The following is a 13,477-nucleotide window of genomic DNA, read 5'->3' as shown; positions in this document are numbered from 1 at the left end:
TCATTTAGAACTAAACAACTATTTCACAATGTTTTTTCAGATATTATTTACTCGGGATATTCAACCCTTAAGTGATAGATATTTACAAGCTTCTGTTTCAGTATTTTCTTTATGATTTCTATCTCCTTAAACGTAATATTCGCATTCAAAAATTGATTCTCCTTAATCTGTCCGTTAATGATTCTTTCCACAAATTCATCTATAACTAAAAATGTGGGCTCCTTAAGACTCTTGGATGCCGCTTCTACAGAATCGGACATCATTAAAATTGCGGTTTCCTTAGAAAAGGGAATGGGCCCTGGATATCTAAATTCCGCTTCATCCACCTTTCCCCCCAAAGCTTTTTGTTTTTTGTAAAAATAATATACCAGAGAGGTCCCGTGGTGGGTTCGTATAAAATCGATTACCCGATCAGGGAGTTTATTTTTACGTGCAATCTCAATTCCTTGAATAACATGATCAATTATGATCCTACTAGATTCTATTGGCTCCAAATCGTCGTGAGGATTAACATTGGAAATCTGGTTTTCCGTAAAAAAGGTGGGATTGTTCATCTTACCAATATCATGATAGAGGGCCCCTACTCGTACCAACATAGCGTTTGCCCCTATTTCATTAGCCGCAGCTTCCGCCAAATTAGCAACCTGTAGCGAATGGTGAAAAGTCCCCGGTGCCCTATTGGACAATTCCTTTAGCAATTTGGAATTAGTATCCGATAATTCCAACAAGGATACATCTGAGACTAATCCAAATATCTTTTCATATATGTATATCAACGGCTGTACAAACAAGGTAATCATTCCGTTTAATAAGAAAAATCCGAATGTCATCCATTGTATATCATCCATATTACCCTCATGGATCATATGGAAGGCAAAATACCCTATAATATAGATCAGGGTAATTTGACCAACGGAAATAAACAAATTGGCCCTTTTGTACAATTCAGATACCGATAAAATAGTCACAATACCCGCTAAGGTCTGTAGAAATATATATTCGAAACTATTGGGTACCACAAACCCTAGGATTAAAACAGTAAGTACATGTACAAATAGCCCCAATCTTGCATCAAAAAAGGTCTTTAGGATCAATGGCATAATGCACAAGGGCACTACAAAAACCAACTCTTCATTGTATTTAACCACAATAGTGGTCACAATAACCATCAACAGTACGTTAGACACGATAAATGTTATCTTGGTATTGTCTCGAAAAACCTCCTGACGATACCTTTTCAAGAACAAGAACAGCATGGTCAACACCATGGCAACCAAAACGGTATATCCGAACAATACATAGTACTGATTGTTTTTTCCCCAAGATTTGGATTCGTATTCATTTTTAAGGGATTCCAACACCCTTAAATCCTCCTCATCCACTGGCTCTCCTTTGGCTATGATCAGTTTTCCCTCATCTACATTCCCCAGGGTATAGGAAATCTTGGAAAATTCAGCCTCCAACTCCGTGTTGGAAAGATCTTCATCAAAACTTAGGTTAGGTTTTACCGCATTAAAAAATAGTTGCTGGAATTCGGGTTCGTATTCAGACAACCTATTTTTAGCCAAGATAATCTCCACTACTTGGCTTAGATCAGATAACTTATAAACAGCGTTGAACTTTAATTTTTTTGCTTCATTGTTCTTTATTAAATAAAGGCTATTCTTATTCCCAGGACGCCCCACTTTGGAAATAATCCCATTAGTGTACAACTCTTCTACTATTTCCGCTGCAACCTTATGGAATCTGTTTATTTGATTTTTAGAAAAATCTGTGATATCAAAAACCTGGGTAATGCCTACTTGAATAGTACTATCTACCTCCTTTGCAATTTCAGTATCGAAATTATAGTAGTCAATTCTACTCGACTTAATCTTTTCCTTTTGACTATTAATATCAGCTTCGCTCTTATTAATCGAAAAATCAAAGGGTGCATAAAAGTTATCATATTGCCATGGCTTTCCTTTTTGGAACTCGTACTTAAATTTACCCCCACGAGGAAAAAAAAACACGATAACAAAAACAGCAAAAAAATAAAGAAAGTACTTATAAACCAGAGATTGGTTTTTATAAAGCCGGTCTAGAAAATTGCGCATACAAAAAGTATATATCGTCAAAAATAGAAAATATAAACTAAAAACTAGACTATACTAGGATTACTCCATTTGGAATTGGGATTACACATCGCATTGTAACTCAAAAGGTGTACATTAAACGGATCTCCAAATTCCGCTATACCCTATAAATCATAAAAATTAGGATAAATGCATGTATGCCCATCTCGTTGCACATAATTTTATTAATTTCGCATATAACAGGAAAAGCTGAATTCAATGAAAGATGTTGTGATTGTTTCTATGGCCAGAACCCCGATCGGAAGTTTTATGGGGGCATTATCCACTATACCAGCTCCAAGACTTGGAGCAGTTGCCATAAAAGGTGCTCTAGACAAAATTAAGCTAGACCCCTCTTTGGTAGATGAGGTACTTATGGGCAACGTTGTCCAGGCTGGCAACGGTCAGGCACCGGCCAGACAAGCCGCAATATTTGCAGGTATTCCAGATACGGTACCCTGCACTACAATAAATAAAGTATGCGCATCAGGAATGAAAGCTGTTATGCAAGCAGCCCAATCCATAGCCCTAGGAGACAGTTCTATTATTGTAGCTGGCGGTTTGGAAAACATGAGCCTTATCCCACATTATGTTTATTTGAGAACCGGACATAAATTTGGTCCATCCAGTCTAATTGACGGACTACAAAAGGATGGCTTGGTAGATGCTTATGACCAACAGGCAATGGGTACCTGTGCAGATGCATGTGCTACGGAATATAAATTTAGCCGGGAAGACCAAGACAATTTTGCCATACAATCTTACCAAAGATCAGCAGCTGCTTGGGCAAATGGAAAATTCGCCAATGAAGTAGTTCCCGTAGAAGTACCCCAAAGAAGAGGTGAACCACTTCTTGTGACCGAAGATGAAGAATACAAAAACGTTAAACTAGATAAAATACCGGAATTACGACCCGCCTTTTCAAAAGACGGAACGGTTACCGCTGCCAATGCCTCCACGATTAACGATGGTGCTGCAGCCTTGGTGTTGATGAGTGCGGATAAAGCAAAAGAATTGGGGATAACGCCCTTGGCTACCATTAAAGCCTATGCTGATGCCGCACACGAACCAAATTGGTTCACCACCGCACCCGCAAAAGCACTTCCAAAGGCAATAACAAAAGCAGGCATTACCTTAAAAGATATAGATTTCTTTGAATTTAACGAAGCTTTTTCTGTGGTTGGACTTGCAAACATGAAGATATTGGGACTTACCGATAAGAATGTGAACATCAACGGCGGAGCAGTATCGCTAGGACACCCCCTTGGCTGCTCCGGCGCCAGGATCATCATAACCTTACTGAGTGTTTTGGAACAAAATAACGGAAAAATAGGAGCTGCGGCCATTTGTAATGGAGGTGGTGGTGCGTCTGCGATAATCTTAGAGAAAAATTAATAAGTTCTTGTAAAGCACGCTCATGCAATACGGTATTTGCCACCTCAGCCTTGTTCCTGTTCGATCCATTGCGGACGATACTGGTGAAATGATAACTCAATTGTTGTACGGAGAACATTTTAAAGTTCTGGAACGACGAAAGATTTGGAGCAGGATCCGAATAGCTTTTGATCAATACGAAGGTTGGGTCAATAATCAGCAGTTTGCTCTTATCAGTGAGGATCTTTATTTAAAAATAGATACTAATGTTGAGCCCATGGTCTCTTCAGATCTTATTTCCTTTATTGAAACCGAACAAAATGTTTTATTGCCTATTGTTTTGGGATCCTCCATATTGCAAAGTTCAGTATTAAACCACTATTTCGAAGGCTCGTTCACCTCCGGACGCCAAGAAAAGAGGGAATTGATAGAAACAGCATTGCTATATTTAAACGCACCTTACTTGTGGGGCGGGAAAAGCGTTTTTGGAATAGATAGTTCCGGATTTACCCAAATGGTGTATAAAATAAATGGCCACCAACTATTAAGGGATGCCAAACAACAATCTACACAAGGAGAAGCTCTGAGTTTTATTGAAGAGAGCGAACCTGGAGATCTGGCATTTTTTGACAACAATGAAGGGGTCATAGACCATGTTGGCATTATCATGGACAACAATTATATTATCCATTCCTACGGAAAAGTAAGGTTGGATAGGTTAGACCATTCTGGTATTTTTAGCACAGAAACAAATACCTACACCCATAGCCTTAGGGTCATTAAAAAAATCATTTAACAAAAATGGCCGTCATTATATGACGGCCATTTTTGTTTATTATAGTGTTTGCTGTAATTACTCGCCCAAAAGCTTTTTTACACGCATGAAGTTTTCATTATCTCCCAATGCCCCATATATATTCTTAAGCTGGGTTAATAATCCTTGATTATCTGGATTTTGCTTTACCGCATCTTCCAAAATAATAGCACCGTCACGAAACAAACTGTCCTTTTGCTCTTTTAGTTCATCATATCTAGTGATGTCCTTTTTAGAATTCCCCAACGTATTCATCTCATCAATTAGTCCGTTGCCCTCGTTAACATAGGTAGTAGACAGATTTAATTGAGCATTTACATACCCAGGGTTGATTTCGATGGCTCTTTTGTAAGCATCTCTAGCTTCCTCTATATTACCCTGCTCCATATTGATTACACCTATATTGTAAAAAAGATCTGGATTGTCCGGCGCTACTTCTGCAGCCTCGGCCATTAAGGTTTTAAACTTATCCTTATCATCCATTTTGTAATAAAGATTAGCCTGGTTCAAGATCAAATTTACATCCTTTGGATCTTTGGCCCTTGCATCCTTATATGCTTCTAAAGCCTTGTCATCTTGACCTAATTGAGTATAGATCAACGCAACATTCTTAACGATCTCAGTCGTTTTTGAGGCTGTTTTCTCATCTATCGGATCTTTGTAAGCTCCAGACTTTACCATTAATTCACGTTGGGTTTTTTCCATTTCCTCAACCTCTCCAGTCTCCACATTGGTAGCCTTATACACTATTCCACTACCATCGTAATTAAGATCCTTTAATTCGTTGTAGTAGTCAAGAGCAAGCTCATAATGTCCACCATTTACCGCACTGCTTGCAGCATAGTAAAGATATATGGTGTCCTTAGGGCTCAATTGGTACCCCAAATGGAGTTTTTCGGCACCTTCCTTAAACCGCTTATTATTGTTGTCCTCTACAGCTGAGTTCACAAGATCAACGGTCATAGAAGAAAGATTCCCAGTAGCTTCCGAGCTATATTTGGATTTACCACTTACCTTCTCAACCTCGACTACCTTTCTAAAGGCAGAAATAGCTTCGTCAAAAGCATCTGAAGTACCTTTTTTCGCCAGTTCCGAATATGCCTTGCCTTTTAAAAAGTAATATTGGGCCTGCATTTTTTCGTCTGCCGCATCAATTAGTGATGAAGCACTTTCCAAGCTTGATTTTGCAGCCATGGCATCACCGGATTTTAAGGCTTTTTCCGCAGCCTTAATTTCGCTTTTTTGAGAAAATCCAACTATGCTGCAAAACATAGCGGATAATATTAGAATATTTGTCTTCATTTCAAAAGTGTATTAATAATTAGTGTTTATGGTTATTCTTTGTTTTCGTCTCCAGTATTATCAAGAGTCGTGCCGTTTTCATCATTAAGGTCTACATCCAAGTTCTCAATATCTTCCAACTCTTCTTCGTCCTTCATCACTTTGGCTACTGCTGCGATGGAATCGTTCCCCTTAATACTAATGAGTCGAACCCCCTGAGTGGCGCGCCCCATTACCCTTAAATCCTCTACACTCATCCTAATGGCAATACCGGATTTATTGATAATCATAAGGTCATCAGAATCGGAAACGTTTTTAATGGCAACCAATCCTCCCGTTTTCTCGGTAATGGAAATGGTCTTTACTCCTTTTCCTCCCCTATTCGTAATCCTATAATCCTCGATACTGGAACGTTTCCCATAACCGTTTGCGGAAACCACTAATATCTCCTCATCAAAATCGTGTACTGCTACCATACCAATCACCTCATCCTCTTCATGGGCTAAGGTTATTCCACGAACCCCTGAAGCATTTCTACCCATAGGTCTAGTCTTGCTTTCCTCGAACCTAATCGCCTTTCCAGATTTTAATCCTAAAAATATTTGACTGGCACCTGTAGTAAGTTTTGCTTCCAATAACTCATCATCTTCACGGATACCAATAGCATTGATGCCATTTTGTCTTGGCCTAGAATATTGCTCCAAAGAGGTCTTTTTCACAATTCCCTTTTTGGTAGCCATAATTACAAAATGGTTGTTCACATATTCTTCATCCTTTAAATCTTGCGTACAAATGAATGCTTTTACCGTATCATCATTTTCTATATTGATAAGGTTTTGGATGGCACGTCCTTTAGAAGTTTTGGTCCCTTCAGGAATTTCGTACACCCGCATCCAAAAGCATTTACCTTTCTGCGTAAAGAATAACATATACTGGTGGTTGGTACCTACAAAAAGATACTCTAAGAAATCTTCGTTTCGTGTTGAGGAAGCTTTCTGACCTACCCCGCCCCTATTTTGTGTCTTGTAGTCGGACAAGGGGGTCCGCTTAATATATCCTGCATGTGAGATAGTAATAACTACCTGCTCATCCGGAATCATATCTTCCATGCTTAGGTCCCCACCTGCAATATTTATTTCAGAACGCCTTCTATCCCCGTATTTATCCTTTACCTCTAGAAGCTCTTCCTTAATAATATCCATTCTACGCTCCTTCCGGGCCAAAATATCCTTTAAGTCCTCTATGAGTAGCATTATTTCCTCATATTCCGTTCTTAACTTATCCTGTTCCAATCCAGTCAACTGACGTAGCCTCATTTCCACGATAGCCTTTGCCTGAACTTCGCTCAGTTTAAAGCGCTCCATCAATTTCTCCCTAGCTTCGTCTGCATTAGAAGAGGCCCTAATAATGGCAATTACCTCATCTATATTATCCGAAGCAATGATCAGACCCTCTAATATATGAGCCCTATCCTCTGCTTTTTTCAATTCAAACTCGGTACGCCTTACGACTACCTCATGGCGATGTTCCACAAAATAATGGATCATCTCCTTAACATTGAGCAATTGTGGCCTTCCTTTTACAAGGGCAATATTGTTCACGCTAAACGAAGATTGTAGCGCTGTATACTTATATAAGGTATTTAGTACAATATTAGGTATAGCGTCTCTTTTTAGAATATAAACGATCCGCATCCCGTTCCTATCAGACTCATCCCTGATAGAGGCAATACCTTCTATCTTTTTATCATTCACCAAATCTGCGGTCTTCTTTATCATATCCGCCTTGTTCACCTGATAAGGAATTTCTGTAACTATAATACATTCCCTCCCCTGAACCTCTTCAAATTCGGCCTTCGCCCTCATCATCACTCGGCCACGGCCGGTATGAAACGCTTCCTTAACACCATCATATCCATAAATGATACCTCCTGTTGGAAAATCTGGTGCCTTTATATGGGTGATGATCTCATCTATAGTAATGTCGTGGTTATCAATATAAGCAATGGTTCCATCCACCACTTCAGATAGATTGTGAGGTGGCATATTGGTAGCCATTCCCACTGCAATTCCTGAAGCACCGTTAACCAGTAGATTTGGAATCCTAGTAGGCAATACTGTTGGTTCCTTTAAAGAATCATCAAAGTTTAGCTGATGATCTACAGTATCTTTTTCTATATCGATCAACATATCATCTGCAATCTTCCGCATACGGGCCTCCGTATAACGCATCGCTGCTGGACTATCGCCATCAATTGAACCAAAGTTACCCTGGCCATCTACCAACATATAGCGCAAACTCCACTCCTGTGCCATACGTACCATGGCATCATAAACCGAGGTATCACCATGTGGGTGATACTTACCCAATACCTCCCCAACAATACGCGCCGATTTCTTATGGGCACTACCAGACCTAACACCTAACTCGTGCATTCCGAACAAAACCCTTCTATGCACAGGCTTTAGACCGTCCCTGACATCAGGTAGGGCACGTGACACAATGACGGACATTGAATAATCAATGTACGCAGATTTCATTTCATCATCAATGTTAACCGGAATTAATTTTTCTCCTTCTGCCATTTAAAATCTTCTTATTAATTTAGTTAAAAAAGCACGACAATATACATAAATTCGGCACTACGCCTGTAATAAAGTTATACTTTTGTAAAGAATTTATCAACACCTTTTGACAAAGGTACGATTAACAAATTCTAAGTTATAATTTTTGCAAATAATGGTGTTTTTTTATCAATTAAACCACTTTATTAAATATTAGGTATAGTATTTGCCTTAGATTAGTATAGATTTACTATTTTTAAACTTGAAAGGATATTTTATGGATGATAATTTTTCCCCTAGAGTAAAAGACGTTATTGCTTACAGTAAGGAAGAGGCCCTTAGATTGGGGCACGACTTTATTGGAACTGAGCATTTAATGCTAGGACTACTTAGGGATGGCAACGGGAAAGCCATCAGCATTTTAGATGCATTGGACGTAGACTTGGACCACCTCAGGAGAAAAGTGGAAATTCTAAGTCCAGCTAATCCCACTTCTGGTAATGTGCAAAAGGACAAAAAAAACCTACACCTTACTAGGCAAGCAGAACGTGCGTTAAAAACAACTTTTTTGGAGGCTAAACTATTTCAAAGTTCCTCTATTAATACCGCACATTTACTACTATGTATTTTACGCAATGAAAATGACCCCACCACTAAACTACTTCATAAATTAAAAGTAGATTACGACGGGGTAAAAGATCAATTTAAATCAATGATTACAAGTGACGACGATTATATAGACTCCCCAACTGCGGAATCGTTCCCAAGTGATTCGGATGATTCCAGTGAGGAGAAAGAAGGTACTTTTGGACCCTCTGGACAGAAAGGAAGCAAGAAATCTAAAACTCCGGTTTTGGATAATTTCGGACGCGACCTGACCAAAATGGCCGAGGAGAACAAACTGGATCCCGTAGTGGGCCGAGAGAAAGAAATTGAAAGGGTATCACAAATATTAAGCAGAAGAAAAAAGAACAACCCATTATTGATAGGAGAGCCCGGAGTAGGCAAAAGTGCCATCGCGGAAGGGTTGGCCCTTAGGATAATCAATAAAAAAGTATCCCGAATACTCTACAATAAAAGGGTAGTCACCTTGGATTTGGCATCTTTGGTGGCAGGAACAAAATATCGTGGCCAATTTGAAGAGCGCATGAAAGCGGTGATGAACGAATTGGAAAAAAATGACGATGTAATTCTTTTTATCGATGAGATCCATACCATTGTTGGCGCTGGTGGGGCAACGGGAAGCTTGGATGCTTCCAATATGTTCAAACCTGCTTTGGCTAGGGGGGAAATCCAATGTATTGGTGCTACTACCTTAGATGAATACCGCCAATATATTGAGAAAGATGGCGCCTTGGAAAGACGATTTCAAAAGGTTATCGTAGAACCTACTTCCGTAGAGGAAACCATAGAAATACTCAAGAACATTAAAGGAAAATACGAAGAGCACCACAATGTGCTCTATACTGACGAAGCTATTATTGCCTGTGTAAAACTTACGAACAGGTATATGACGGACAGATTTCTTCCTGACAAGGCTATAGATGCCTTGGACGAATCAGGTTCTAGGGTACATATCGTTAATATGGACGTCCCTAAACAGATTTTGGAACTGGAAAAGCAACTGGAAGATGTTCGCGAACTGAAAAACACAGTCGTTAAGAAACAAAAATACGAAGAAGCTGCAAAGCTTAGAGACGACGAGAAACGGATCGAGAAAGATTTAGCCATTGCCCAAGAACGCTGGGAAGAAGATAGTAAACTTCATAAAGAAACAGTTTCAGAGGACAATGTGGCCGATGTGGTATCCATGATGAGCGGTATCCCCGTAAACAGGATAGCGCAGACCGAAAGCAACAAACTGGCCAAATTACCTCAGTTGATTAAAGGCAATGTAATAGGACAGGATGAAGCGGTGGCCAAGGTTGCAAAAGCCATTCAACGGAACCGTGCCGGATTGAAAGACCCTAATAAACCTATTGGTTCCTTTATTTTCTTGGGACAGACAGGTGTGGGAAAAACACAACTCGCCAAAGTACTTGCCAAAGAGCTATTCGATTCAGAAGATGCTTTGATACGGGTAGATATGAGTGAATATATGGAGAAATTTGCCATCTCTAGATTGGTTGGTGCACCTCCGGGATATGTTGGATATGAGGAAGGTGGACAATTGACAGAAAAAGTTCGTCGCAAACCGTATTCGGTTATCCTATTGGATGAGATAGAAAAGGCGCACCCTGATGTATTTAATATGTTATTGCAAGTTTTGGACGACGGATATCTGACCGATAGTTTGGGCAGAAAGATCGATTTTAGAAATACGATCATTATTATGACATCTAACATTGGCGCTAGACAACTCAAGGATTTCGGTCAAGGAGTTGGCTTTGGAACATCAGCAAAAAAAGCCCAAGCAGATACCTATCAAAAGAGTGTTATTGAAAATGCCCTTAAAAAAGCTTTCGCTCCAGAATTCCTAAATAGAATAGATGACGTAGTGGTATTTAATGCTTTGGAAAGGGAACATATCCATAAGATTATTGATATTGAACTACGGAAATTATTTGCTAGGATTAAGGATATTGGCTATAATCTTACCCTTACAGAAAAAGCGAAGGATTATATAGCCGAAAAAGGTTTTGACAGACAATATGGAGCTAGACCTTTAAAACGGGCCATTCAAAAATATATTGAAGATGCCCTAGCAGAGGAAATTGTAAACTCTAAGTTGGAAGAAGGCGATACTATCCTAATGGATTTAGATGAGCCCAAGCAAGAGCTCACCATTAAAATTAATAAGGCAGAAAAGTCTTCTAAGACCTAGATTTTAAATTCATGTCGAGCATAAAAAAAAGGGGTAACACATTTGTGTTACCCCTTTAACTTTACCCCACCCCCGAACTAGCATCAAACAACTCTACACTCACCTCTATTTGGTTAGTTTACTGCAGGTAACGGAGTATCTTACCATCTATTAAGTAGGAGTTAACATACATAAAATCCCTTTAGTTCCCATATAAACGATAAATAGGCCTTTAATCTAATAATTTTCAAAATAGAGGACTATAATTCTACTTTCGCTAACGAGACACTATATAAATTACGAAAAATGAAAGTCGGAAGACCTAGCAAGACTATAATCGTTAAGGAATATCAATTGGAGATCGGAAAAGTACAGGTATTTGAGGATTATATGGTTTCTATCTTTGATGAAGGAACTACAATTACTCAGGAAGGATTATTTCAAATCCTAGGCATAATCGAAATTCATTTTAGAAATAAAAATTTTGGGTTTATCAGTTTACGAAAGCACTCCTACGCCATTGACCCCATGACCTACATTCAGCTCAGGGAAATAAGTAATTTAAAAGCACTTGCTGTTGTCTCTATTAAGGAGATAGACATGCATAATTTCAATATAGAAAAGCTTTTCTACAAAAAAACAATGAAATTTTTTATAAATATCGACAATGCATTAATTTGGATCAAACGCCGCGTTAGATCCACCAAAGCAGCATAACATTTAGACGTACACAGATAAAACACACAACACTAGGCTTGCTCATCCTGAAGACTATTCACCTGATCTACAAACAGGTCCAAATAGGCCTTCCCCAAATGGGCTATTATATCCGTAGCCACCAACGCCTGAAATCCACATTCCCTAATTGCTATATCGGCAGCCCTACCGTGCAGATAAACTCCAAAAACAGCAGCCTCTAAAGTCGCGTATCCTTGGGCCAATAATCCTGTAATTACCCCGGTGAGCACATCACCACTTCCTCCTGTAGCCATCCCTGGATTTCCTGTAGAATTTACATATCCTTTATCACCATAGACTGTTATGGTATGCGCCCCTTTTATAACCACTATACAATCGTGTTTTTTGGAGAATTCCTTCGTTTTTATCAACTTATCAAAGTCGTTCTTCCATTTCCCCAACATTCGCTCTAATTCTTTGGGATGTGGTGTTAGCACCGTTTGTGGCGGTAAGTCCGAAAATAGATCAGGATTCTTCGCTAGAATATTCAACCCATCAGCATCTATGACCAAAGGGGTTTTGTTATTTTTTAAAAATAAGGAAAAGGCTTTAACGGCATTAGTACCAGTACCCATTCCTACTCCAATCCCGATCACTGTTGGTGTAAAATTAAAATCGATATTAGTAATTTCGGTTTCGTTGATATCGGTTAGCACCATCAACTCTGGAAATGCACTTTGAAGCGGTACAAGTCCACATTTAGGTACAAATGCCGTAACCAACCCGCTTCCTGCATATAAACTCCCCTTGGCCGCCATAAGTACAGCACCAATTTTACCGTAACTCCCTCCAATGATCAGCACATGTCCATAAGTTCCTTTATGAGTATATTTTGTCCTTGGGCGATAAAAGGGGAGTACTTCTGCTTTACCAATTAGCTCATAGTCCGAGGGTGCGTGCATAAGAAAATCCGTATCCAAACCAATATCCAAAAGCTCCCATTGATCCAAAAACAGCCCGGTATCTGGTAGAAAAAATATAAGTTTCGGCACTTGAAAACTCAGTAGATAACTAGATTTTACAGCCTCATCGTTATTCGGAACTTTATGATCCATAAATAATCCAGAAGGAATATCTATGGACAATACAAACGCATTGGACTTATTTATTTCACGAAAAACTTCTAGAACCCAAGGAGCAACAGCTCTTTTCAGGCCAATGCCAAAAATAGCGTCTACAATTATAGCTTCTTTTTCTAATTGCGGGATAATGGAACTTTCGCCTAAAAATTTGGGCCAAACTTTGGCTTCCTTTAAGCGGTCTAAGTTAATCAAAAACTCCTTTGACCTATGCTCATTAAAGTTTACGACACAGACCGTTACCCTATACCCATGCTGCACTAAATGTCTTGCAAGCACTAGCCCATCTCCCCCATTATTGCCTACACCACAGAATATATATATTTGGGTCTGATCCCCGTTTAATCTGGTATGCATCCAGTTAAAAATCTGAACGGCAGCCTTTTCCATTAGATCTTCAGCACTAATTTGCTGCCTTTCTAATGTGAATTTATCAGCTTCGTATATTTCTTTGGTATTAAAAATCTTCATTCAACAAAAATATTTGATAAAATTTATCGATTTCACAAAAATTCACTTAAGGATTTGATAGGGCAATCAAAAATACTACATTTGATTCTTTAATTATATTATGCCTGTGATTAAATCGGACAACAACATGGATAATTCGCCATACATCAATAGCTTTACTGCTGCTACCGTTATCGGCACCACTACCCCATTGGGGTAAACTACTACATATACGTCCATTTTTCATTTCTCGCACAAAT

9 protein-coding genes are annotated in these 13,477 nt (G+C 39.1%); 4 read left to right on the top strand and 5 right to left on the bottom strand.

The genetic code is table 11. The features are described 5' to 3' along the window. Positions 1-47: 47 nt before the first annotated feature. The gene (locus KCTC52924_RS12750; RefSeq protein ID WP_251808505.1) at positions 48-2,096 is read right to left on the bottom strand and encodes an HD family phosphohydrolase; all 2,049 of its coding nucleotides are present in this window, start codon (positions 2,094-2,096) and stop codon (positions 48-50) included. Positions 2,097-2,333: 237 nt separating this feature from the next. On the opposite strand from KCTC52924_RS12750, the gene KCTC52924_RS12745 reads away from it, so the two are divergent. Together KCTC52924_RS12745 and KCTC52924_RS12740 are read left to right on the top strand one after the other, a co-directional pair. Then, complete coding sequence (locus KCTC52924_RS12745) at positions 2,334-3,509, top strand: acetyl-CoA C-acyltransferase (protein ID WP_251808504.1); 1,176 nt, start codon at positions 2,334-2,336, stop codon at positions 3,507-3,509. Positions 3,510-3,531: 22 nt separating this feature from the next. Beyond that, positions 3,532-4,284, top strand: coding sequence for a C40 family peptidase (locus KCTC52924_RS12740; protein WP_251808503.1), 753 nt, complete (start codon positions 3,532-3,534; stop codon positions 4,282-4,284). Between the two features lie 57 nt (positions 4,285-4,341). Here the strand turns inward: KCTC52924_RS12740 and KCTC52924_RS12735 are convergent, their stop codons facing one another. Next, complete coding sequence (locus KCTC52924_RS12735) at positions 4,342-5,604, bottom strand: tetratricopeptide repeat protein (RefSeq protein ID WP_251808502.1); 1,263 nt, start codon at positions 5,602-5,604, stop codon at positions 4,342-4,344. A 32-nt stretch (positions 5,605-5,636) separates the two neighbouring features. After that, a complete protein-coding gene (gene gyrA / locus KCTC52924_RS12730) occupies positions 5,637-8,168 on the bottom strand; it encodes a DNA gyrase subunit A (RefSeq protein ID WP_251808501.1) in 2,532 nt (843 codons plus the stop codon). Between the two features lie 256 nt (positions 8,169-8,424). On the opposite strand from gyrA, the gene KCTC52924_RS12725 reads away from it, so the two are divergent. Next, complete coding sequence (locus tag KCTC52924_RS12725; RefSeq protein WP_251808500.1) at positions 8,425-10,971, top strand: ATP-dependent Clp protease ATP-binding subunit; 2,547 nt, start codon at positions 8,425-8,427, stop codon at positions 10,969-10,971. 285 nt (positions 10,972-11,256) lie between these two features. After that, positions 11,257-11,667: an STAS/SEC14 domain-containing protein gene (locus KCTC52924_RS12720; protein ID WP_251808499.1), complete on the top strand. Its 411-nt coding sequence runs from the start codon at positions 11,257-11,259 to the stop codon at positions 11,665-11,667. 32 nt (positions 11,668-11,699) lie between these two features. Here the strand turns inward: KCTC52924_RS12720 and KCTC52924_RS12715 are convergent, their stop codons facing one another. Next, the gene (locus KCTC52924_RS12715) at positions 11,700-13,238 is read right to left on the bottom strand and encodes an NAD(P)H-hydrate dehydratase (RefSeq protein ID WP_251808498.1); all 1,539 of its coding nucleotides are present in this window, start codon (positions 13,236-13,238) and stop codon (positions 11,700-11,702) included. A 93-nt stretch (positions 13,239-13,331) separates the two neighbouring features. Continuing rightward, positions 13,332-13,457: a hypothetical protein gene (locus KCTC52924_RS12710; RefSeq protein ID WP_285903398.1), complete on the bottom strand. Its 126-nt coding sequence runs from the start codon at positions 13,455-13,457 to the stop codon at positions 13,332-13,334. Positions 13,458-13,477 lie beyond the last annotated feature (20 nt).

It is taken from the genome of Arenibacter antarcticus, assembly GCF_041320605.1.
Taxonomy (GTDB): domain Bacteria; phylum Bacteroidota; class Bacteroidia; order Flavobacteriales; family Flavobacteriaceae; genus Arenibacter; species Arenibacter antarcticus.
Note: the sequence above shows the minus strand (reverse complement) of the source record. Positions and strands in the feature narration are given on the sequence as shown.

What these genes read in the sequence shown, in the direction of transcription:
- KCTC52924_RS12715 (WP_251808498.1), bottom strand. Translation starts at nt 13,238, where the DNA reads ATGAAGATTTTTAATACCAAAGAAATATACGAAGCTGATAAATTCACA.
- KCTC52924_RS12725 (WP_251808500.1), top strand. Translation starts at nt 8,425, where the DNA reads ATGGATGATAATTTTTCCCCTAGAGTAAAAGACGTTATTGCTTACAGT.
- KCTC52924_RS12745 (WP_251808504.1), top strand. Translation starts at nt 2,334, where the DNA reads ATGAAAGATGTTGTGATTGTTTCTATGGCCAGAACCCCGATCGGAAGT.
- KCTC52924_RS12750 (WP_251808505.1), bottom strand. Translation starts at nt 2,096, where the DNA reads ATGCGCAATTTTCTAGACCGGCTTTATAAAAACCAATCTCTGGTTTAT.
- gyrA (WP_251808501.1), bottom strand. Translation starts at nt 8,168, where the DNA reads ATGGCAGAAGGAGAAAAATTAATTCCGGTTAACATTGATGATGAAATG.
- KCTC52924_RS12735 (WP_251808502.1), bottom strand. Translation starts at nt 5,604, where the DNA reads ATGAAGACAAATATTCTAATATTATCCGCTATGTTTTGCAGCATAGTT.
- KCTC52924_RS12720 (WP_251808499.1), top strand. Translation starts at nt 11,257, where the DNA reads ATGAAAGTCGGAAGACCTAGCAAGACTATAATCGTTAAGGAATATCAA.
- KCTC52924_RS12740 (WP_251808503.1), top strand. Translation starts at nt 3,532, where the DNA reads ATGCAATACGGTATTTGCCACCTCAGCCTTGTTCCTGTTCGATCCATT.
- KCTC52924_RS12710 (WP_285903398.1), bottom strand. Translation starts at nt 13,457, where the DNA reads ATGGACGTATATGTAGTAGTTTACCCCAATGGGGTAGTGGTGCCGATA.